Raw genomic sequence first — 21601 nt, 5'->3', positions numbered from 1 at the left:
CTCGCGAGTTACCGGCCGAAGACGAGCTCGCCCTCGCCGAGAAGATCCTTGGCCTGCTCTGCGATCGCCGGCGCGGCCCGCGAGTGGGCTCCCCCCGGCAGCACATCCGGGGCGTGGCAGGATGGCCTTGTGTCTACCAACGTATTCTTCGACATCACCATCGACGGCGACTCAGCGGGCCGCATCGTCTTCAAGCTGTACGACGAGGTCGTTCCCAAGACGACGCAGAACTTCCGTGAGCTTGCCACCGGCCAGCACGGCTTCGGGTACGAGGGCTCCGGTTTCCACCGGGTCATCCCGGACTTCATGCTCCAGGGTGGCGACTTCACCCGTGGCGACGGCACGGGCGGCAAGAGCATCTTCGGCGAGAAGTTCGCCGACGAGAACTTCAAGCTCAAGCACGACAAGCCGTTCCTGCTCTCCATGGCGAACGCCGGCCGGAACACCAACGGCTCGCAGTTCTTCATCACCACCGTCCTCACCCCGTGGCTCGACAACAAGCACGTCGTCTTCGGCGAGGTCGTCGAGGGCCAGGACCTGGTCACGAAGATCGAGTCCCTGGGCTCCGGCTCCGGTACCACCCGCGCGAAGATCGTCATCGCCGCCTCGGGCGTCGTGGGCGAGTAACACTCCTCCTGCTGAGGTCCATCGGGCCGCCCGTGTCTGCCGCAGCCTTCGGTCTGCGGCAGCCGGCCACGGGCTTTTCCAGGGCGCGGACGCTCCCTCCGGCTCCTTCGACGTCGGCCGCGCCGATCCCGGCCACGTGCATGCGCCCGTGAACGTGCCTGGGCCGCCGCGTCGAGCGCCTCGTCCGTACGAGCAGGCAGGCAGGCAGGTGATCGGCCACCACCAGGGCGTTCCCCAGCCCTTGGGGGGCTCGCTCCAGGGGAGCCTGTGCCGTTCGGGAGTCTCAGATCCCAGGTGTGATGCCGATCGCCGGAGGCGGTGTTCGGGCGGCGATGCGGTCGTGTTCCTGACCGGCCAGTTCGGACAGGGCCGTTGCCCCGCAGCCGGCGAACAGTGCTCTGGCTCGTTCCAGCTGCGCGAGCCCTTCGGACCGGCGGTCGATGCCGGCCAGGGCGTTGCCGGCCGTCAGCCGGGCTGTGGCTTCGTAGAGTGGCATTCGAGCTGCACAGAACGCGGCAGCGGCCTCGCACGCAGTCTCTGCCGCCGCCGCGTCTTCCCTTGCGAGGTGTACCTCGGCGCGGGCCAGCAAAGCGAAGCCGAGCTGTCCGGGCGGTCTGTCGGGGCTCACGGCGGATGCTGCGCGGCCCGCCCACATCTCGGCAGCCGCCACATCGCCCCGGGCCAGTTCCGCAGCCGTCAGCAGCCGCAACCACACCGGGCGCACGGGTGCTTCGAACGCCGACATCTCGGGGCCGCCACCCGCTTCGATCACCCTGCGGACGCAGCCCGCCGGATCACCGGTGAAAAGCAGCGCACTGCCGAGCATCCCTAGGATCGCCGACCGGTGCTGGGTCGGTTCGGGGCCGGCCTGGGCAAGCGACTCCTCACAGATCTTCAGTGCTCCGGCGAAGTCCCCTCGCCACATCGAGACCGCCGCGTTCACCGCCTCGGCCAGCGAGCGTGGCTCGTTGCTGCCGACGAGTGATGCCGCCTCCAGTGCGTCGTCGGCGTACTTCGCCGCCTCGTCCAGATGCCCGAGCCACATCAGTACGTATGCGGAGGCGGCGAAGAAATCGGCAAGCATGAGGCTTTGGCCGGTACGCCGGGAAATGTCCAGGCCCTGACCGAGGTGCCGGAGCGCGGCGTCGTAGTGGCCCAGGAACATTTCCGTCCAGCCGATCGTGACAAGGGTGTCGATCTGGTCGACCAGTTGCTGGTCATCGGCTTCGTCGACCACTTCCAGTACCAGGTCCAGGTAGTCGGTCGACCGGACGGAGTTGCCGGCCAAGGTGTGTGCCAGTGCCAGCAGGCTCCGGACACCGGTGATCCGCAATGGGTCGCCGATGGTTTCTGCCGAGTGCAGCGCGCGTTCGCCCCAACCGATGGCTGTGGGGAAGTCGGCTGTGCGAAGTGCCACCGCCGCGACCCCCATCCGCAGAGCGGCGGTCTCGGATTCCGGCAGGTCGTCGTGGTCCGCCAGTTCCCGCAGGAGCAGCGACGTCGCCTTCTCGTAACGGCCGAGCTTCCACTCCATCGTGGCTCGGGAGACGGTCAGCCGAGCCCGCTGAGCCCGTGCCCCCGCAGGCAGGAGAGAAGCGGTCGTGCGCAGGACGTCGCGGCTTTCCAGCAGTCGTCCGGCCATGCCCAGCGCATCGGCCTGCTGGAGCCACAGTTCGGGCCGCAGCCGACTCTGCTCACCGAGCAACCGCAGGGCTTCCTGCGTCCAGTGCGCGGCAGCGGCCGGTGCGATCGTCATCACCTGACGGGCGGCCCGTACCAGTACGTCAACGGCATGTTCGTCTCCCACCCGCGCCGAACGCTGAACGTGCGACGCCTGGGCGGTCAACGGTGCGCCGTGCAGCGCCAGTCCGTGCGCGGCCCGGGTGTGCGCCTCGATCCTCCAGCCGGCGCCCGCCCCCTGGTACACCGCTGCCCGCACCAGCGGATGACGGAACCGGAATCGGCGCGTGGAGCCGATCTGGCGTACCAGGTCCCGCTCCGCGACCTCGTCCAGGGCGGCAAGGGCCTGTGCCTCACCGGTCTGGGCCACGACTGCGACCATCTCGGCCTCGAAGGAGTCACCGAGCACCGCAGCCGCCTGCGTACAGGCCCTCGCGGTGGCTGACAGGCCTCCCAGTTCCTCCAGCAGCGCGGCACGCACCGATTGCGGCAGATCGTCGGCGACAGGCATCGCGTCGGCGGGGACCACCGGCGGGCTTTCGTTCCCGGCGCTTCGGGCCAGCGCCTCCAGGTAGAACGGGTTGCCGCCACTGGCCTCGTACAGCTGCCGGAAGCGCCAGTGATCCGGCCTGGCCCCGCACAGCTCCGCCCCCTCGGCCGGGGACAGCGGACCCAGCTCGACCCTGGCCGCCCTTCCCTCCGTTCCGGCCCGGGCCAGTGCCGCGGCCAGTCGCGGCGGAGCCTGCCGGGGACGGTAGGAGAGGGCGAGGAGCAGCGGTGTCCTCGGCGGGTGCCGTACCAGATGGTCGATCAGCTCGGCTGTACCGTCGTCCGTCCACTGCAGGTCGTCCAGGCTGAGCACGAGCCCGCCGTCGGCACTCAGCGCCTCCAGCAACGTCCGCACCGCCCGGTGGAACCAGTACCGTTCGACCGCCACCGGCTCCGGCCCGGTCGGGAACCGGTCGCAGAGTGCGGGGAAGACCGTACTCAGCAGCGCGAACGCGCCGGGCGGTGATCCGTCGTGCCGGAGCCGGAGGAAGTCCACACGGCCGAGGTGGTCGTCCAAGGCGTCCACGAACGCACCGTACGGAGTCCGGTCGAACTCCACGCTGCGGCCGGCCAGGGTCACGAAACCGCGCCGTCTCGCCCGCTCGCCCAGTTCGCCGAGCAGCCGTGTCTTTCCGATGCCCGGTTCCCCGACCACCTCGACCACCCCTGGTGCACCGGCCAGGGCATCCTCGATCGCACCGTCGAGAACCGCCAGTTCCGATGCCCGCCCGACGAGGTGGCCGCCCGTCCGGGGGCGCCGCGGTCTCGGCGGGTCGGGCAGGTCGGCGCCGTCCCGTGGGGTACCCACCGGCGGGGGCGTGGGTAACGGGCCCGGCACGAGAGCGGGTGCGGATCCCGGAGCACGCCCGGCGGCGGGGACGGCGGCAGAGACTGCGGCGGGGACCTGCAGTGCGGGGTCGGCGGTGAGGATCTGCTGGTGCAGTAGCCGGAGTGGGAGCCCGGGGTCACAGCCGAGTTCTTCGGCCAGCAGCAGCCGGATCTGCTGGTAGTGGTTGAGGGCGTCGGCCGGGCGACCGCAGCGGTACAGGGTGAGGATGAACTGGCCGACCAGCCGTTCGTCCAGTGGGTGTGTCTCGACCCGGGCGGACAGCTCGGACAGCAGTCCGCTGTGGTGACCGCAGCGGAGCCGGACGTCGGTGTGGTCCAGTTGGACCGCGACCCGTTCCTGCTCGACCGCGTCGCGGAGGGCGTTGATCCAGGGGGTGTCCAGACCCGCGAAGGCGTCTCCCCGCCAGAGGCCGAGTGCCTGCCCGAACAGAGTTGCGGCCTGCTCGTCCTGCTCGTTCCGCGCGGCCACGCGGGCCCGTGCGGCAACGTCACGGAATCCGTGCAGATCCACTGCCGCCACGTCGACGTCGAGGACGTACCCACCGGAACGCCGGACGATATCCGCCCCCTGGGCGACGGCCAGGGTCTGCCGCAGGCGGGAGACATAGCCGTAGACCGTGTTCCGGGCCCGCTGCGGAGGACGGTCGGCCCAGACGCGCTCGACGAGCTGGTCCACCGAAACCACCTGGTTGGCGTCCACCAGCAGCACCGCGATCACACAACGCTGCCGGGCATGGCCCAGATCGACGATTCGGCCGTCCACCCGCGCCTCGACGCTGCCGAGCACACCGAACTCAACCGTCACAGACGCCCCCCGAGTCTCAGATCCCCACCCTGGCACAACAGCTTCGACCAGCCAATTCAACGTTTGCTCAAGGTTCGCCGACGGTCGCCCGAGCATCTTGGTCCGGGACAGGAAACAGCACGACGAAGAACCCGGAAGCCCAGCTCGGCAGGTGTTCGGCCGCACAGCGAAACGGCCGCACCCGACGAGCGGGCAGCCGGCGACCCGGGCGTGGAGTGGCGCCTCCGCAGCTATTACCCCGGATACGCACGCGAGCAGCGGCAGAACACAGGCTGTCGCACCGAACGCACCGAACGCACAGCAACCTCGCCCCGCCAGGGGCGCGAGCAGAACAGCCGTGGACCTCTGTCCTGTCGTCCACCCAGTGGGCCCGTTCCCCGTCACATCATCGACATACAGGAGGACCGCCATGATCAATGGCATCACGCTCAAGAGCGTTCAGAAGAAGCTCGCGGTCGCGGCCGCCGCCGCAGGCCTGGTCATGGCCTTCTCCGGCCAGGCTCAGGCCGCGAGCTATGCCCAGAGCACCTACGACGGCTGCGCCTCCACCTACGGCACCTTCAACTACTGGCAGGTCGGGACGGCCGGCGGCTACGCGCTCTACGACACCAACTGGGACTTCACGATCTGGGACAACTGTGCGGACGGCAAGGGCGCGGGGCTCTACACCACGTACCAGAAGTGGGAGAACGGAGCGTGGAACTACCACGGCTACACCAAGCTCGGTTCGGACAGCAACGGCGCCAACGGCACCCCCGGCTACGCGAGCAGCAACGGGTACAGCCTCCGCGACGTGAAGCTGTACGTCTGCTTCGTCGGTGACGGCAGTTCCTGCGTGTCGCTGTTCTAGCGTCCCCAGGAGCCGGTCCGGGCGAGCCCCGGCATTCGCCGGGGACACCCCGTAGGGGGCGGGGAGGGCGCGGCTGAAGTGCGCCGAGGGGCCGAGCCCCTGGTGTACGGAGACGGCGTGGACGCCACGGCACAGGAGGAGGGGGCCTGTGTGCCGGCGGCAGCAGCCCAGTCTCTGTCACCGGATCCGGGCAGCACACTCGCCCCCCTCGTGGCGCCCGTTCTCCTCCTCATGGAGGACGGGCGCACCGGGCCACTCGGCCGCCTCTTCCCGTCACAGTCCTCGGAGTCCCGGGTCACCACTCCCCCGGACCTGCACCGGCGGGGGTTCGGACGGCCGATCGCGAGGGCCGCCACTGGTCATCTTTGCCACCTGCACGGCAGTGGCGGGGCTCATCGAGCCGTATCCCCGTCGAGCGGGAGCGCGTCAGAACTTCACCATGGCACGACTCCGCTGTCGTCGAACATCTGACCAGTGGGGCCGTCGTCGGGAAGAGTCGCCAACCGGACGGCTGTCGCCGCTCCCTGCTCAGGGGTCTGAGTACCGCTGAACCCGTTGAGGTCGGTGGCCACGTAACCGGGGCAGGCGTTGTTGATCAGGATGCTGGTGCCGCTCAGCTCCTTGGCGTACTGGACGGTGACGGCGTTGAGGAAGGTCTTCGTCGGCGCGTAGGCCCCGCTGATCCCTCCGAGGTCGACACCGGGCGTGGTCTGCAGGGCCAGCGAGCCGACATGACTGGACTGGTTGACGATCCGCGGGTGCGCCGAACGGCGCAGCAACGGCAGCATCGCGTTGGTGACCCGGATGACGCCGATGACGTTGGTCTCCACCAGCCGCCGCACGGTCTCCAGGTCGACGGTCGTCGGCGCCTCCGGCCAACCGCCCGCCACACCGGCGTTGTTGACCAGCACGTCGAGGCGCCCCGCTCGCTCCTCGATCAGCCGCGCCGCGGCGCTCACGCTCTCGTCGTCGGTCACGTCCAGGGGCACGCCGAACGCGTCGGCACCTGCCGCGCGCAGTTTCGCCACGGCGTCCGTCCTGCGCCGCTCGTCCCGAGCGCCGACACCGACACCGACACTCCATCCCAACGCGCCCAGCATGGCCGCGATCTCGTACCCGATTCCCTTGTTCGCGCCGGTGACCAGCGCGATCGCCTTCTCGCTCATGACAGCGAGCATGGCTCCGTCGTGACCGGGGACCAACACCGTCTCGGTAAGGCAGCGATACCCGGGCGACATGGATCGACCGTCCGCCGCGGTTACTGTGCAGGCATGGAGATACGCGAGTTGCGGTACTTCGTCGCCCTCGCCGAGGAACTGCACTTCGGCAGGGCCGCCCAGCGTCTGGAGATGGCCCAGCCGCCCCTGTCCCGAGCGATCGCCCGGCTCGAACGACAGCTGGGGGTCACCCTGTTGGAGCGCACCAGCCGCAAGGTCACGCTCACCGAGGCCGGCGCCGTACTGCTGTCCGAGGGCCGTGCGATCCTCAGCGCGGTAGCCGCAGCCGAGCGGCGTACCCAGCAGGCCGCGCAACGGCGCCCCCGCCTCGTCCTCGCCGTCAAATCCGGCACCGCCGACGAGTTGCTGGCCAAACTGCTCGATGCCTATCGCGCGGAGCCCGGCGCGGCCACCGTCGACCTGTTGCTCTGTGAGGCGCACCAGCAGCAGAAACTGCTGCAGAGCGGGCAAGCCGAGGTGGCTCTGCTGCATCTGCCGTTCGATTCGGCGGTCGGACTCGACACCGAAACTCTGCGCACCGAGGGACAGGTGGCGATCCTGCCCACCTCTCACTCACTCGCCGGCCGCTCCCGGATTCGGATGGCCGAGGTCGCCACACTGCCGGAACTCCCGATGGCGCGCTGGCCCGGCCCTGGCGGCAGCTACCCGGAGGGACCGGGCGCAGAGGTACGGAACCTGACACAGCTCTTCCAGCTGATCGCGCTCGGCCGTACCACCGCGATCATGCCCGAGTCCGCCGGCACCGACCTGCGCCGGGATCTCACCGCCGTGCCGGTCCTCGACGCACCACCCGTGACAACGGTGATCGCGTGGCCGTCGCAGAGCCGACTTCGCGCAACCGCCGACCTGATCCGCGTAGCCACACGTCTTTGACCGGCTGCTCCGCAGCTGCTCGCGGCTGCGCCCTGTTGCACACCCCCGGCCCGCACGAGGGCCGACGCGGGGCCGACCCGCACCGGCGCCCCGTCGCGCTGCCCCGCTCCGGCAGCCCGGGCCGGCAACGCCGCGGAGCGGTCACCCGGTCGGGAGACGTGACCGCGACCCGGGCCACGCCGCGTGCCCAGATCGCCGACGGGCTCGACTTCCGCACGACCGGCAACCTCCGCCGGCGCTGCGGCATCGGCGGGTTCTTCGTCGACCGTAAGGAACAGCGGTTCTGGCGCGGCGACTTCCCCGCCGACTGCGACGACGTCGGCCACCGCGAGCTCTACGTCCGACGGCTGCAGTTCGCCGCGTTCATGCCGATGTTCCGCTCACACGCCACTCAACCTCCTTATTCACCCGATCTATCGACTGATCACATATCGCGTTTGGGCAACTTGCCCCTAGCGCCCGAGTACATCTACCAGCTCAATCACGGTTTCCTGTCGAACCTCTAGACAGACCCTCGATTGATGCCCGTTAATACATCCGATGTCACTCCGGGTCAGCTCGGATGCCGAGCCACAACACCGTGCGCTGCCAACGCCGTGTTCTGTCCTGCGAACAATCGGGAGAAGACCTTGCCGGAGCCGATCACCCGCCAAGGGGGCGCTCATCGGCATGGCGGTCCGCCGACGGCAGGCTCCGCAAGTCCGCCGGGGCCCTATCCATGACGGAGCTCCTGAGGCCCGGCACGCCGCAGTGTTCGCGTCGGCCGTCTTCCTGAGTGCCCTCACGCCGCTCACCGTCCGGATCCCGCACCAAGACCACTCCGTTACGGCCCACGCCCGGCCGAAAAGCTCGCGGCCCGCGCTCCCACGACAGCCCGGTCGCCGACCTTGGGCGGAGCCGTCCCGCGTGACGCCAGCCCTGCTCGCAGGTTCCCGGGGAGCACCGTTTCGGAGTCCTTTCGACAATCCGTCCCCCCATGCCATCCATCCATCCATTTATCCATTTATCCATCCATCCATCCACAGGAGTGGGCCATGTCCTCATCACGATTGACTCGCCGTACGTTTCTCGGCGCGGCGGGTGCGGCGACCGCCGCGACCGCCCTGCCGCTCGTGCCCGGCTTCTCCGGCCTGCTGTCGCAGGCGTCCGCCGCGAACGCGCAGACAAACCTGAGCAAGCTGGTCGACAGACGGTTCGGCATGTTCAACCACTTCAGCCTGGGCACGTTCACCGACCAGGAGTGGGCGGAACCCAAGCAGAGCCCGACCCTCTTCGCTCCCCCGAGTGTCAACTGCGCACAGTGGGCCGACGCGGCGGTCGCCGCGAAGATGAGCTACGGCATCCTGACCACCAAGCACCATGACGGCTTCGCCCTGTGGCCGAGCGCCCACGGCTCCCAGAACGTGGCGAACAGCGGCTACAAACAGGACGTCGTGCAGGCGTACTGCGACGCCTTCCGGGCGAGAGGGCTGAGGGTCGGGTTCTACTACTCGATCTGGGACCGAACCTTCGGCGTCGAGGCATGGGAGAGCCGGCACAGTGTGACCGGGCTCGAAATCACCGATGCCATCCAGCCCGGCGACATGACCTTCATCCTCGGTCAGATCACCGAACTGCTCACCAACTACGGCACCGTCGATATGTTCATGACCGACGGTTACGCATGGCAGATGGGACAGCAGTCCGTCTCCTACCAGAGGATCCGTTCCCTGGTGAAGAAGCTGCAGCCGGACTGCGTAATGATCGACATCGGCGGACTGGCGGAGCCCTTCCTCAGCGACGCGATCTTCTTCGAGGAGCCGCTGGGCATCACAGCACCGGCGGGCAACACCTACGCCGGAATGCAGGGGCAGACCATCAGCAACGGCTGGTTCTGGCACCCCTCCACCCCGACCGAGAGCCTGATGAGCAAGGCCGCGATCCTGTCGCACCTGGCCGACCTGGAACCGAAGTACACCTCGTTCATCCTCAACTGCCCGCCCAACCGCAACGGCCTGCTGGACACCAACATCGTCAACCGGCTCGCCGAGGTCGGCGCCGCATGGAGCCCGAACGCCTCCAGGCCGTCGCTGCCCACCCAACTGCTGCGCGCCGAGCACCCCGTCACACCGGTCAACGCGTACGCCACCGCCTTCCACACCGGCGAGGGACCCCTCAACGCCATCGACGGACTCAGCGACGTCCGCTACGAGACCTGCTGGTCGACCTGGAGTCTGCCGCTGCCGCAGTCGATCACCATCGACCTGGGCGGGGTGTGGAGCAACGTCTCCACCCTCGAATACCTGCCCAAGCAGTGGAACCGCACCGACTCCACCGACGGCGACATCACCTCGTACACCATCTACACCAGTACCAACGGCGTCACCTTCACCCAGGTCGCCACCGGCACCTGGGCCGGCGACCGCACAACCAAGCTGGTCGAGTGGCCCGCCCGGAACGTGGGCTTCGTACGGATCCAGGTCAACGCGGCCACCGGCGAATACGCCAACATCAGCGGCGTCAGAATCGGCGGCCGGACGGCCGAGCCCGCGCCGGTTTCCACCACGCTGCCCGGAGACGGGACCGTCTACCGGCTGGTCGCCCGGCACAGCGGCAAGGTCGCCGACGTGGCGAGCGCGGGCACAGCCGACGGCACCAACGTCCTGCAGTGGCCCTGGCTCAACCAGGCGAACCAGAAGTGGACCCTCACCAGCACCGGCGACGGCTACTACAAGATCAAGGGTGCGGGCAGCGGCAAGCTCCTGGAGGTCGCGGGTCTCTCCCGCGCGGACGGCGGCAACGTCGACATCTGGCAGGACGCCATCGCTCCCCAACAACACTGGGCCGTCACACCCACCGGTGACGGGTACTACTTCCTCGTCAACCGCTACAGCGGGCTCTCCCTCGGCGTCGACGAGGGCAGCACCACCGACGGGGCCAACATCGAGCAGCAGCCGTACGCGTCACTGACCCGGCAGCAGTGGCAGCTCATCCCCTCCTGAACCTGTCCTCCGTCACAGGGCCCGCCACCCGTACCCTCGGCGGTCGACCGGCCCGTCGGCGCGACAGGCCGACCCGGACATGACGGCGCTCCGCGTGCCGGTGCTGAGGCCGCACCGGCACGGGGAGCTCGTCCGGGAGATCGTGACCTGAAGTTCGCGGTGCCGATATTTCCGCCATGGGCCTTCCAACAGGGGTACGTCGAACTTGGCGTCGTGGGTGAGCACGCACATCACCGTGCGGTCGTCGGTGTCGGTGCGGCGCAGGTAGCGGTGCGGCCGGTCGACGACGATGTCGTCGGCCTCGGGGAAGCGTGCTCGGGTGGCGAAGACGGGTCGGGCGTCGCACACCGTCACGTGGTAGCCGAGGAATTTACCCATGCGCACCAGTGCCGCGGCGAAGTCGATGGCGCCGAAGACGAGCATGCGGGGCGGCGGGACGCTCGACTCGACGAACATGGTGACGTATCACGCCGAACCGAACTCCCCGTCCGCCGAGGCGCTGCAACTGCTGGCCAACTGGGGCACGGACGCGACCCGGGCGGGAACGGACACGTCGTCGGCAGGCAGAGGTCGCTGAACTTCCATTGGCCGTGGGTGAGTTGACTGCACGTCACGCCCAGATTCCTCCGGGTCCGGTACCCGATGGCCAGCAAAGCGATGTTCCTCCACAGGCCAGACGGCAGCCGACGTCGCGCTACACGCACCCGCCGTGCCGGTATCTGCACTGCCACCGCTGTCGGCTCGGCGCTTCTGCAAGGTCGCTGCTTGTGACGGCTGCCGCGAGGTGTGGTTTGTCCTGCCTCCCGACGGCGTGCTCATGTGCACGGTGCTTGTTCGTCATGCCGGTTCGTCATGGCGGTTGGTCATGACGGTTGGTCGACCGGGGTCGCCGAGGATGGACGTCAAGCGCGGGTCGGGAGGTCTCATGAGGTGTCGCGCGTGAGGTGGGTCGTGCTCCGGACGTTCGGATGGCCGGCGTCCCCGGCGATCACTGCCTCCATCGTCATCGCGAAGGCGACGAGGTTGTCCGGCTCGTACCTGGTGAGCAGGCGGATCGTGTCCGCGGCGGATGCCACCCACAACCGGTAGTCGCGAAGGAACTCCCGGAACCATGCGACGCGTTCGTCATCGGTTAGATACCCATCGGCGTCCAGGTCACTGAGCCCGTTCGGCTGGGTGTCGGCGACCTCCGGCCAGGAAGACTGCCAGTGCCGCAGCCACTCGGTCTCCCGGTAGGCGGGGACGGCCTCGGCGTACAACGTGCTGAAGGCCATGAACGCCACTTGCTGCCGGTCATGGGCGTCTGCCCAGTGATCACGGAAAACGAACATCGACCAGCTCATCGGAGCCTCCCGGCAAGTGTGCCGTCAACGTGCCGCACCCGACCATTGTGCCGTCAACTCATCTGCCTGCCACCGCAATTGGTTCTGGGGAGGGGCAAGTCGGGGATGGATTCGGTGTGGGGGTGGAGGTAGGGGTAGGGGTAGGGCGAATGTGGCCTTGGTGGGCGGGTGGGGGGATCGTTTCCCTATCGGAGGCGACGGGGTGCGGTGGTGCCACCGCACCCCCCTGCCCGCGGCCCTGTGCAGAGCCGCGGCTCGGGCCCGTCGGCGCGACCTCGGGATTGTCCCGTCGCTCGACTCGGGTGTTCCGCTCAGTGTCTTCTTGAAGGCACCCCGGGACCCCGGCTGCTGGAGCCACAGCCACCGTTCTGTCACCGTAGGTGTTGCCGGACACTGAGGCTGCCGCTCGCCGCCACACGGGAGCAGGAACCGTCCGAGCGGGCCAGCTGCCAGCCCCAGGTACACCGGATCATCCTCGGCGCGCCGGTCGGCCACGACTTCTCCCCTCACTGCGAGTGGCATCTCTCCGACTACGCGGCCGCGGAACTGCTGGGCCTGCCGCAGGACCGCCTGTCGGGTGTCTCGCTGGTTGGTCGTGACATCGCCCCGGGTCGGACCCACCGGTTCCGCCGACACGCAGGCCTTGTAACCGCGGCCTTGTCACCGCCATGATCGTGGATTCCGGCGGTGCGACAGCGAGGGCGATGTGATGTCTCAGGACCCGGGGCGGCCGAGCGTCGCACCGACGGCGGCGGCACCGGCGACTCTGTTCGGGCCGGTCCCGCAGGCAGGGCGCGGGGTGCTGTGGTGGCTCGGCTGGCTCGTTCCGGTGATCGCCGCCCACCGGGTGTGCACACCGACCCGTCCAGGCCGGGTCATCGACCCCCTGATCGAGCGAGTCCGGTTCTGGCGCACGTTACTGGCACTCACGCTGACCGTCTGCGTCTGGCTGACCCTCCACCTCGTTCCCCCGCGCGAGATACCCGGACAGTTGTACGAGAATTTCTTCCTCGGCCTCGTCATCCTCGAACTGCTCTTCTTGTTGGCCCTCGCAGCTGTCTCCATGGCACCCAAGGGACGCAGACGGGCGGCGGCGTCCCGGTGGCGCGGCTCCTTCCTTGCCTTCGTACTGGTCGAGGCCGCCCTTGTGCTGTTCCAGACCACTGGCGCCCAGTGGCCACCGGCCTCACCCCTGAGAGCCGCCTGTGCACTGTGGCTCCTGCTCTTCGGCGGATCCGGAGGACTTCTGCTCCTCTCCAACGGATGCCGCACCGCCGACGTCAATGAAACTCTGCCGACGCTTGTGCCACTCCTGCCGCTCCTGCCCATGACCCTGCCGCTCGCCGCCGTGGACCCCGCGTACGACCGGGTCCCCCTCGCGGTGCGCCTACTGGCCCAACTCACGGGCCCGGTAAGCCTGGTGCTGCTCGCCCGGTGGGAACTGCGGCGACTGCGCACGCTGCATGACGTACGGGTTTCGCACATCTGGAACCGAGCCTGAGCCGGGCCTTCGCGGTCGTACCGGAAGGCGAGCCTGGCCGCCTTCCGGTACAGGCCGTCCGCCGCAGTTCCAGTGGCCGACGCCCTGGACCGCGTCTCCTTCCGCCCGAGCCGCAAACGAGGCGTGGCGCCTGTCTCTTGCCGCTCTCCGGTCATGCGCTCGGGACTGTCGGGATGATCGTCTGGTTCGCGTGGGCCGGTTGCGTCCTGGGCCATGCGGCCCTCGTGGCGGGAGCCGTGGCGCTCGACGGCAGGGTCCGCACGAAGGCCGTCGCGGAGGCGCTGGCCCGCTACGAGGCCGCGAAACCCGATCCCGCCGACGCTCACCCAAAAACAAACGTTTCCGCAGGTCAGAGCCTGCGCAGGTGGGGCGGGTGGGACTCGAACCCACGGCCGACGGATTATGAGTCCGCTGCTCTAACCGGCTGAGCTACCGCCCCATTACGGCGCGTCGCGCACATTTGTGCGCGCCGTCTGCCGCAGCATAGCCGCTCATACGATCTCCTGCTTCGGATGGTCGACTTCGCATGACCATGAGGACCTCGACGCGACTCGAGCGGTTCCCCCGGGCATGAAAAAGGACCCCAACGGGGTCCTCGTTCAAGCGCTCTCCCGACTGGACTCGAACCAGTAACCTGCCGGTTAACAGCCGGCTGCTCTGCCAATTGAGCTACGGAAGATCGAAGCTCCCCCGACTGGACTTGAACCAGTAACCTGCCGATTAACAGTCGGCTGCTCTGCCAATTGAGCTACAGGGGATTGCCTCGTTGCATCGATCGTGACTCCCTGGGTATTCGCCAGGGGGCGTGCGGTCGCTGCGACACATACATTAGCGCAAGCAGGGGGGTGCTCCGCCAATCGGTTCCGCGTGGCTCGCGCGCGGCGCCCCTCGTTCATCGGCCGTCGTCCGCCCGTCGCCGCACTCACCATCCGTCACCGATCACTCACCAACGACTCACCACTCGACACTCGTCAAGGAAAGGTGGCCGTCATGCGCTACCGGCTCACGTTCGTCGCCGGACTGGCCCTGGGTTACGTGCTGGGCACACGGGCCGGGCGCGAGCGTTACGAGCAGTTGAAGAAGTCCGCCCGCCGGATCTCGCAGAACCCCGCCGTCCGCAACACCGCCGAGTCGGCAGCGCTGCAGGGGAGGGAGTTCGCCGGCAAGGCGTTCCACACCGTGAGCGAGAAGGTCGGGGACCGGGTGCCGGACTCCGTGGCCGGCCGGGTGCGCTCCCTGCGTGAGCGCAAAGCCACGGGAGGTGGCGAGGACGACTGGGGCACCAGTAACACCTGAGCGTAAAGGTGTCGGCATGGACACATCTGCGGCACCCGCACGCCCCTGGTCACCGACAACGCACAGGTCACCCCTGACGGAATGTCGACCCGGCGCGTTCACCTCTCCGCGTACGGCAGAATTTTCGCCATGGGGATAGTCGCCGGGTTGGACAGTTCGCCCGATTTTACTCGTATCGTCGTCTGCGACGCGGACACGGGGTCCGTGCTGCGGCAGGGCTATGCGCCGCATCCGATGGAAGGCGCCGAGGGCGGGGGCGCCGGGCGGCCCTCCGATGTCGATCCGCAGGCCTGGCTGCTCTCCCTCGGTGAGGCGGCCGGCGGCGGGCTGCTCGAGGGCGTGCAGGCCATCGGGGTGTCCGCTCAGCAGAACGCGCTCGTGCCGGTCGACGCACAGGGCAACACCGTACGACCGGCGATGGTCGGCGGGGACAAGCGGGCACAGGTCGCCGCGGCCGATCTGATCGACGCGCTCGGCGGGCGTGAGGCGTGGGCGCAGGCCGTGGGGTGTGTGCCGCAGGCCGGGCAGCCGGTGACCAAGCTGCGGTGGCTGGCGCGGAACGAGCCGGAGGCGGCGCAGCGGACCGCCGTGCTGATGCAGGCGCACGACTGGCTGGTGTGGCAGTTGCTCGGGCGGCCCGTACGGCGGACCACCGACCGGGGCGGGGCATCGGCGACGGGGTACTGGTCAGCCGCCATGGGGGCCTATCGGGGTGATCTCGTCGAACTCGCGCTCGGGCGTCAGGCGATGCTGCCCGAGGTGCTCGGCCCGTCCGATGCCGCCGGTACGACGCCCGAGGGGCTGCTGATCTCCGCCGGGACCGGGGAGACCATGGCCGCCGCCTTCGGGCTCGGGCTGGGGCTCGGGGACGTCGTGGTGTCGCTCGGGGCTTCCGGCTCCGTGATGGCCGTACACCCCGAGGCGCTCTTCGACTCGACCGGGATGATCACCTCGCTGGCCGACGCTACCGGGCTGCATCTGCCCGTCGTCACGACGCTGAACGCCGTACGGACCTTGCGGGGGACGGCCGAGTTGCTCGGGCTGAATGATCTGGAGAGTCTGTCCGACCTCGCGATGAAGTCGACTCCCGGCGCGCACGGGCTGGTCATGCTGCCCTATCTGGAGGGCGAGCGGACGCCCAATCTGCCGCACACCGCCGGGACGCTCGCCGGGCTGCGGCGGGAGTCCATGAAGGCCGAGCATCTGGCGCGGGCCGCCTTCGAGGGGATGCTGTGCGGGCTCGCGGATGCCCTGGATGTGCTGCGGGGACGTGGAGTCGAAGTACAGCGCGTATTCCTGCTCGGGTCCGCCGCCGAGCTGCCCGCCGTGCAGGCAGCGGCGCCGCCGCTGTTCGGGGCGCAGGTCGTCGTGCCGCAGCCCGCGGACTACGCGGCCATCGGCGCGGCGCGGCAGGCCGCCTGGGCGCTCGGGGTGTCGCAGGGCACGCTCGACCCGCGTACCCCGCCGGCCTGGCAGGGTGCCGCCGCGCAGGTGCTGGACCCCGGTGAGGAGCTGGCGGTGGGACAGGCGGTGCGGCAGCAGTACGTGTCCGTGCGGGAGCAGACGCATCCCGGGGCATTTCGTAGCTGATGCGTAGTTGAGGAGCTCGGGTCGGCCGTCGCGTCGGCGGTTCTTGGTCCGCTGTTGGATTAATCGGTTGAAGTAACACGGGTGGAGTGTCAGACGATGGGTGCGTGGGGCACTCCCCATCGTCCGTCACGGACAGACCGCCGACTCCGAGAGATTCAGCGTGCTCATACAACTCCTGCGCACTTATCTGAAGCCCTACAAGAAACCCATCGGCCTGCTCGTGCTGCTCCAGCTCCTGCAGACCTGCGCCACCCTCTATCTGCCCACGCTCAACGCGGACATCATCGACAAGGGCGTGGTGAAGGGCGACACCGGATACATCCTGGTCTCCGGCGCCGTGATGATCGGCATCTCGCTGGTGCAGGTCTTCTGCAACGTCGGTGCCGTGTACTACGGCGCCCGTACGGCGTCGGCGCTCGGCCGGGACGTACGGGCCGCCGTCTTCGACCGTGTGCAGTCGTTCTCGGCGCGCGAGGTCGGGCAGTTCGGCGCGCCCTCGCTGATCACCCGTACGACCAATGACGTCCAGCAGGTGCAGATGCTCGCGCTGATGACGTTCACGCTGATGGCGTCGGCACCGATCATGTGCGTGGGCGGCATCGTGCTCGCGCTGGGCCTGGATGTGCCGTTGTCGGGCGTGCTGATCGCCGTCGTGCCGGTGCTGGGCATCTGCGTGACGTTGATCGTGCGGCGGCTGCGACCGCTGTTCCGGACCATGCAGGTACGGCTCGACACCGTCAACCGGGTGCTGCGCGAGCAGATCACCGGCAACCGGGTCATCCGCGCCTTCGTGCGGGACGAGTACGAGAAGGACCGGTTCGGGAAGGCGAACCACAGCCTGACCGAGGTGTCGCTGGGCACCGGGCGACTGCTCGCGCTGATGTTCCCGATCGTGATGACCGTCGTCAACGTGTCGTCGATCGCCGTCGTGTGGTTCGGTGCTCATCGCATCGACAGCGGCGAGATGGAGATCGGTGCGCTGACCGCGTTCCTCGCCTATCTGATGCAGATCGTGATGTCCGTGATGATGGCCACCTTCATGTTCATGATGGTGCCGCGCGCGGAGGTGTGCGCCGAGCGCATCGAGGAGGTCCTCGGTACGTCGTCGAGCGTCGTACCGCCGACCGCTCCCGTGGTGGAGCTGCGGCGGCACGGGCATCTGGAGATCCGGGGGGCCGGGTTCCGCTATCCGGGCGCCGAGGAGCCGGTGCTCAGGGCCGTCGACCTGGTGGCGCGGCCCGGTGAGGTGACCGCGGTGATCGGGTCGACGGGCAGTGGGAAGTCGACGCTGCTGGGGCTCGTACCGCGACTGTTCGACGCGACCGACGGAGAGGTGCTCGTCGACGGCGTGGACGTGGCCACCGTGGAGCCGAAGCTGCTGGCCAGGACGGTGGGGCTGGTGCCGCAGAAGCCGTATCTGTTCGCTGGGACCGTGGCGAGCAATCTTCGCTACGGCAATCCGGACGCCACGGACGAGGAGTTGTGGCGGGCGCTGGAGGTGGCGCAGGGCAAGGGGTTCGTCGAGCGGTTGGAGGGCGGGCTCGACGCGCCGATCGCGCAGGGCGGGACGAATGTGTCGGGTGGTCAGCGGCAGCGGCTCGCGATCGCGCGGACGCTGGTGCAGCGGCCCGAGATCTACCTCTTCGACGACTCCTTCTCCGCGCTCGACTACGCCACGGACGCGGCGCTGCGGAAGGCGCTCGCGCGCGAGACGGCCGAGGCGACCGTCGTGATCGTCGCCCAGCGGGTGTCCACGATCAGGGAGGCCGACCGGATCATCGTCCTCGACGAGGGGCGGGTCGTCGGCACCGGCAGCCACCACGAGCTGATGGCGGACAACCAGACCTATCGGGAGATCGTGCTCTCCCAGCTCACGGAAGCGGAGGCTGCCTGATGGCCGGGCCCATGGGGCGCATGATGGCCGGGGGCGGCCCCGACCAGCACTCGCTGGACTTCAAGGAGTCCGGCAAACGGCTCCTCTCCCAGTTCAGGCCCGAACGGGCCACGATGTACGTGATGCTGTGCGCGGTGTTCGTGAGCGTGGGCCTGTCGGTGGTGGGCCCGAAGATCCTGGGGCGGGCGACCGACCTGGTCTTCTCCGGCATCATCGGACGGCAGTTCGAGAGCGGCGCTACGAAGGCCGAGGTCCTCGCCGCCATGCGCAAGCAGGGGCGCAACGGCATGGCCGACATGCTCTCCGGTACCGACTTCACGCCGGGCAAGGGCATCGACTTCGACGCGGTCGGTGAGGTGCTGGGGCTCGCCCTGGTGGTGTTCGTGTTCGCCGGGCTGCTGATGCTGGTCGCCACGCGGCTGGTGAACCGGTCGGTCAACCGGACCGTGTACCGGATGCGCGAGGACCTGCAGGCGAAGCTGTCGCGGCTGCCGCTGTCGTACTTCGACAAGCGCCAGCGCGGTGAGGTGCTGTCCCGCGCGACGAACGACATCGACAACATCGGGCAGACGCTCCAGCAGTCGATGGGCCAGCTCATCAACTCGTTGCTGACGATCATCGGCGTGCTGGCGATGATGTTCTGGGTGTCCTGGCTGCTGGCGCTGGTGGCGCTGGTGACCGTACCGCTGTCGTTCTTCATCGCCACGCGCGTCGGCAAGCGGTCGCAGCCGCACTTCGTGCAGCAGTGGCGGACCACCGGCAAGCTGAACGCGCACATCGAGGAGATGTACACCGGGCACACCCTCGTGAAGGTGTTCGGGCGGCAGGAGGAGTCGGCGCAGCAGTTCGCCGAGCAGAACGACGCGCTGTACGAGGCCGGGTTCAAGGCCCAGTTCAACAGCGGCATCATGCAGCCGCTGATGATGTTCGTGTCGAACATCAACTACGTGCTGGTGGCCGTGGTCGGTGGGCTGCGGGTCGCTTCGGGCGCGCTGTCGATCGGTGACGTGCAGGCTTTCATCCAGTACTCGCGCCAGTTCTCGATGCCGCTGACGCAGGTCGCGTCGATGGCGAACCTGGTGCAGTCCGGTGTGGCCTCGGCCGAGCGGATCTTCGAACTGCTGGACGCGGACGAGCAGCAGGCCGATCCGGTGCCGGCGCAGCGGCCCGACGAGTTGCGCGGGCTGGTCTCACTGGAGCACGTGTCGTTCCGGTACGAGCCGGAGAAGCCGCTGATCGAGGATCTGTCGCTGGCGGTGGAGCCCGGGCACACGGTCGCGATCGTCGGGCCCACGGGTGCGGGGAAGACGACCCTGGTGAATCTGCTGATGCGGTTCTACGAGGTTTCCGGGGGCCGCATCACCCTGGACGGGGTGGACATCGCGTCGATGTCCCGGGACGAACTCCGGGCCGGGATAGGGATGGTGCTCCAGGACACCTGGCTGTTCGGCGGGAGCATCGCGGAGAACATCGCGTACGGGGCCGCGCGTGAGCGCGAGGTGACGCGCGGGGAGATCGAGGAGGCGGCGCGGGCCGCGCACGCGGACCGTTTCATCCGTACGTTGCCGGACGGGTACGACACCGTGATCGACGACGAGGGGACGGGGGTGAGCGCCGGTGAGAAGCAGCTCATCACGATCGCTCGGGCGTTCCTGTCCGATCCGGTGATCCTGGTGCTCGACGAGGCGACGAGTTCCGTGGACACACGGACGGAGGTTCTCATCCAGAAGGCGATGGCCAAACTGGCGCACGGGCGGACGTCGTTCGTGATCGCGCACCGGCTGTCGACGATCCGGGACGCGGACACGATCCTGGTGATGGAGAACGGGGCGATCGTCGAACAGGGCGCACACGGGGAGCTGTTGGAGGCGGACGGGGCCTATGCGCGGTTGTACAAGGCGCAGTTCGCGGAGGCGGTGGCCGAGGTGGATTAGCGGGACAGCGGGATAGCAGAGATCCCCAAGGGGGCTGAATTTCAGCCCCCTTGGGGATTTTGGGTATGTGGGGAGTTCAGTCCAAGTAGCCGCGTAGTTGGTCCGCGAAGGCGTGGTCCCTCAGTTTGTTCAGGGTCTTGGACTCGATCTGGCGGATGCGCTCCCGGGTGACGCCGAAGATGCGACCGATCTCCTCCAGCGTGCGCGGGCGCCCGTCCGCCAGGCCGTAACGCAGCTGGACGACCTTCCGCTCCCGCTCCCCCAGCGTCGACAGGACCGCCTCCAGGTGTTCCCGCAGCAGCAGGAACGCGGCCGACTCGACCGGCGACGCGGCGTCCCCGTCCTCGATGAGGTCACCGAGCGCCACGTCGTCCTCCTCGCCCACCGGGGCGTGCAGCGACACCGGTTCCTGGGCCAGGCGCAGCACCTCGCTGACGCGCTCGGGCAGGAGGTCCAGCTGGGCGGCGACCTCCTCGGGGGTCGGCTCGTAGCCGCGTTCCTGGAGCATCCGGCGCTGGACGCGGACGACCCGGTTGATCAGCTCGACCACGTGTACGGGCACGCGGATCGTCCGGGCCTGGTCGGCGAGGGCGCGGGACATGGCCTGGCGGATCCACCAGGTCGCGTACGTCGAGAACTTGTAGCCGCGCGCGTAGTCGAACTTCTCGACGGCACGGATCAGGCCCAGGTTTCCCTCCTGGACGAGGTCGAGCATGGTCAGGCCGCGGCCCACGTAGCGTTTCGCCACCGACACCACCAGGCGCAGGTTCGCCTCGATCAGGCGGCGCTTGGCCATGCGGCCCATGACGACCAGCTTGTCCAGGTCGAGGGTCAACTGGCTGTCCAGATCGCGGGCGAGCCGCAGTTTCTCCTCGGCGAACAGGCCGGCCTCGACCCGGCGGGCGAGTTCGACCTCCTCGACCGCGGTGAGCAGCGGGATGCGGCCGATCTCGCGCAGATACTGGCGGAACAGGTCGGAGGAGGGCCCGCTGGTGTCGGCGCGGGCGGGGCCTCGGGCCGGGGCGCGGGCGCGGAGCCGTTCGGCCGGCTCGATGGGCTCAATAGGCTCAATAGGCTCGCTGAGATCGATCGGCTCGATCGGTTCCGCCGTCTCCACCGCGTCCGCCGGGGGTTCGTCCAGTTCGGGCGGGCTGTCGGGCTCGGCCGCCTCGGGGTGGTGCGCGGCACGGCTCTGCGGCGGCACGGCCGCGATGACCTCGGCGACGTCAGTGACGTCCGCGGTGCCGGTCTCGGCGCCGGGCTTCGTCGCGGCGGTACTGCTGTCGGTCTGGGCGAGGGTCTGGGTCTGCACGGGGGCGACCTCCAGGATGATCGCTGCTGAGGCGTACGGCAGCGGTACTCGGGGGGCGGAGTGGGCGGCCTCACCGCTGTCCGTCCCGTACGCGTTGACCGGAATCGCGGGGGTGTCGGACCCGTTGGGGACGGGTCGGCCGCGCTCCGAGGACTCAGGCACCGGAACCCAGTGTGGAGTACGACACATCACCGCCACGAGGGGCGTGCGACGACTTTCTGGGTTCGGTCCGTGACCACATGGTTACCGTCACGGAAAACTCGAGTGCCCGTTCGTGGT

General features: G+C 68.8%; 14 protein-coding genes, 3 tRNA genes and 2 pseudogenes. 11 read left to right on the top strand and 8 right to left on the bottom strand.

Going from position 1 to position 21601, the window contains the following annotated elements; genetic code table 11:
- The first annotated feature begins 129 nt into the window (after positions 1 to 129).
- On the top strand, positions 130 to 627 hold the full coding sequence (locus G3I71_RS26565; RefSeq protein WP_164318048.1) for a peptidylprolyl isomerase: 498 nt from the start codon (positions 130 to 132) through the stop codon (positions 625 to 627).
- 283 nt (positions 628 to 910) lie between these two features.
- On the opposite strand, the gene G3I71_RS26560 is transcribed toward G3I71_RS26565, so the two are convergent.
- Complete coding sequence (locus G3I71_RS26560; RefSeq protein ID WP_343243083.1) at positions 911 to 4510, bottom strand: BTAD domain-containing putative transcriptional regulator; 3600 nt, start codon at positions 4508 to 4510, stop codon at positions 911 to 913.
- A gap of 409 nt (positions 4511 to 4919) precedes the next feature.
- Between G3I71_RS26560 and G3I71_RS26555 the strand changes: the two genes are divergently transcribed.
- Positions 4920 to 5360 carry a Tat pathway signal protein gene (locus G3I71_RS26555; protein ID WP_164318043.1) on the top strand — a complete coding sequence of 147 codons (441 nt, stop codon included), beginning with the start codon at positions 4920 to 4922 and terminating at the stop codon, positions 5358 to 5360.
- Between the two features lie 434 nt (positions 5361 to 5794).
- On the opposite strand, the gene G3I71_RS26550 is transcribed toward G3I71_RS26555, so the two are convergent.
- Positions 5795 to 6538 carry an SDR family oxidoreductase gene (locus G3I71_RS26550; protein WP_164318041.1) on the bottom strand — a complete coding sequence of 248 codons (744 nt, stop codon included), beginning with the start codon at positions 6536 to 6538 and terminating at the stop codon, positions 5795 to 5797.
- A gap of 93 nt (positions 6539 to 6631) precedes the next feature.
- Between G3I71_RS26550 and G3I71_RS26545 the strand changes: the two genes are divergently transcribed.
- The 3 genes from G3I71_RS26545 (at position 6632) to G3I71_RS26535 (ending at position 10452) form a co-directional block, all read left to right on the top strand.
- Positions 6632 to 7471 carry a LysR family transcriptional regulator gene (locus G3I71_RS26545; RefSeq protein ID WP_164318039.1) on the top strand — a complete coding sequence of 280 codons (840 nt, stop codon included), beginning with the start codon at positions 6632 to 6634 and terminating at the stop codon, positions 7469 to 7471.
- Complete coding sequence (locus G3I71_RS26540) at positions 7408 to 7977, top strand: TIM-barrel domain-containing protein (RefSeq protein ID WP_343243082.1); 570 nt, start codon at positions 7408 to 7410, stop codon at positions 7975 to 7977. The genes G3I71_RS26545 and G3I71_RS26540 overlap by 64 nt, the downstream gene beginning before the upstream one ends.
- Positions 7978 to 8505: 528 nt before the next feature.
- Positions 8506 to 10452 carry an alpha-L-fucosidase gene (locus G3I71_RS26535; RefSeq protein WP_164318035.1) on the top strand — a complete coding sequence of 649 codons (1947 nt, stop codon included), beginning with the start codon at positions 8506 to 8508 and terminating at the stop codon, positions 10450 to 10452.
- Positions 10453 to 10635: 183 nt separating this feature from the next.
- Here the strand turns inward: G3I71_RS26535 and G3I71_RS26530 are convergent.
- A pseudogene (locus G3I71_RS26530) lies at positions 10636 to 10914 on the bottom strand (XdhC family protein); the annotation flags it as partial.
- Between G3I71_RS26530 and G3I71_RS26525 the strand changes: the two are divergent.
- A pseudogene (locus G3I71_RS26525) lies at positions 10904 to 11029 on the top strand (transcriptional regulator); the annotation flags it as partial. The pseudogenes G3I71_RS26530 and G3I71_RS26525 overlap by 11 nt on opposite strands.
- Positions 11030 to 11375: 346 nt before the next feature.
- Here the strand turns inward: G3I71_RS26525 and G3I71_RS26520 are convergent.
- Complete coding sequence (locus G3I71_RS26520; protein WP_164318033.1) at positions 11376 to 11795, bottom strand: hypothetical protein; 420 nt, start codon at positions 11793 to 11795, stop codon at positions 11376 to 11378.
- Between the two features lie 709 nt (positions 11796 to 12504).
- On the opposite strand from G3I71_RS26520, the gene G3I71_RS26515 reads away from it, so the two are divergent.
- Entirely contained in the window at positions 12505 to 13296 is a 792-nt protein-coding gene (locus G3I71_RS26515; protein ID WP_164318031.1) for a hypothetical protein, read from the top strand.
- A gap of 365 nt (positions 13297 to 13661) precedes the next feature.
- Here G3I71_RS26515 and G3I71_RS26510 read toward each other — a convergent pair.
- The 3 genes from G3I71_RS26510 to G3I71_RS26500 all read right to left on the bottom strand — a co-directional run bounded on the left by G3I71_RS26510 (position 13662) and on the right by G3I71_RS26500 (position 14054).
- Positions 13662 to 13735, bottom strand: a tRNA-Ile gene (locus G3I71_RS26510).
- Between the two features lie 167 nt (positions 13736 to 13902).
- Positions 13903 to 13975, bottom strand: a tRNA-Asn gene (locus G3I71_RS26505).
- A 6-nt stretch (positions 13976 to 13981) separates the two neighbouring features.
- Positions 13982 to 14054, bottom strand: a tRNA-Asn gene (locus G3I71_RS26500).
- A 232-nt stretch (positions 14055 to 14286) separates the two neighbouring features.
- Here G3I71_RS26500 and G3I71_RS26495 point away from each other — a divergent pair.
- The 4 genes from G3I71_RS26495 (at position 14287) to G3I71_RS26480 (ending at position 20010) form a co-directional block, all read left to right on the top strand.
- Entirely contained in the window at positions 14287 to 14592 is a 306-nt protein-coding gene (locus G3I71_RS26495) for a YtxH domain-containing protein (RefSeq protein ID WP_164318029.1), read from the top strand.
- 129 nt (positions 14593 to 14721) lie between these two features.
- Positions 14722 to 16182, top strand: a complete 1461-nt coding sequence (locus tag G3I71_RS26490) for an FGGY family carbohydrate kinase (protein WP_164318028.1) — start codon at positions 14722 to 14724, stop codon at positions 16180 to 16182.
- 160 nt (positions 16183 to 16342) lie between these two features.
- A complete protein-coding gene (locus G3I71_RS26485) occupies positions 16343 to 18076 on the top strand; it encodes an ABC transporter ATP-binding protein (RefSeq protein ID WP_164318026.1) in 1734 nt (577 codons plus the stop codon).
- Positions 18076 to 20010 carry an ABC transporter ATP-binding protein gene (locus G3I71_RS26480; RefSeq protein ID WP_164318024.1) on the top strand — a complete coding sequence of 645 codons (1935 nt, stop codon included), beginning with the start codon at positions 18076 to 18078 and terminating at the stop codon, positions 20008 to 20010. The genes G3I71_RS26485 and G3I71_RS26480 overlap by 1 nt, the downstream gene beginning before the upstream one ends.
- 76 nt (positions 20011 to 20086) lie before the next feature.
- Here G3I71_RS26480 and G3I71_RS26475 read toward each other — a convergent pair whose 3' ends face one another.
- The gene (locus G3I71_RS26475; protein ID WP_164318023.1) at positions 20087 to 21484 is read right to left on the bottom strand and encodes an RNA polymerase sigma factor; all 1398 of its coding nucleotides are present in this window, start codon (positions 21482 to 21484) and stop codon (positions 20087 to 20089) included.
- Positions 21485 to 21601: the final 117 nt, after the last annotated feature.

Origin of the sequence: Streptomyces sp. SID12501 (assembly GCF_010550245.1) — a bacterium.
Taxonomy (GTDB): Bacteria; Actinomycetota; Actinomycetes; order Streptomycetales; family Streptomycetaceae; genus Streptomyces.
Note: the sequence above shows the minus strand (reverse complement) of the source record. Positions and strands in the feature narration are given on the sequence as shown.

Excerpts from the sequence above, each read along its gene's own strand:
- G3I71_RS26555 (WP_164318043.1), top strand. The coding sequence starts at position 4,920 with ATGATCAATGGCATCACGCTCAAGAGCGTTCAGAAGAAGCTCGCGGTC.
- G3I71_RS26550 (WP_164318041.1), bottom strand. The coding sequence starts at position 6,538 with ATGCTCGCTGTCATGAGCGAGAAGGCGATCGCGCTGGTCACCGGCGCG.
- G3I71_RS26545 (WP_164318039.1), top strand. The coding sequence starts at position 6,632 with ATGGAGATACGCGAGTTGCGGTACTTCGTCGCCCTCGCCGAGGAACTG.
- G3I71_RS26535 (WP_164318035.1), top strand. The coding sequence starts at position 8,506 with ATGTCCTCATCACGATTGACTCGCCGTACGTTTCTCGGCGCGGCGGGT.
- G3I71_RS26520 (WP_164318033.1), bottom strand. The coding sequence starts at position 11,795 with ATGAGCTGGTCGATGTTCGTTTTCCGTGATCACTGGGCAGACGCCCAT.
- G3I71_RS26515 (WP_164318031.1), top strand. The coding sequence starts at position 12,505 with ATGTCTCAGGACCCGGGGCGGCCGAGCGTCGCACCGACGGCGGCGGCA.
- G3I71_RS26495 (WP_164318029.1), top strand. The coding sequence starts at position 14,287 with ATGCGCTACCGGCTCACGTTCGTCGCCGGACTGGCCCTGGGTTACGTG.
- G3I71_RS26490 (WP_164318028.1), top strand. The coding sequence starts at position 14,722 with ATGGGGATAGTCGCCGGGTTGGACAGTTCGCCCGATTTTACTCGTATC.
- G3I71_RS26480 (WP_164318024.1), top strand. The coding sequence starts at position 18,076 with ATGGCCGGGCCCATGGGGCGCATGATGGCCGGGGGCGGCCCCGACCAG.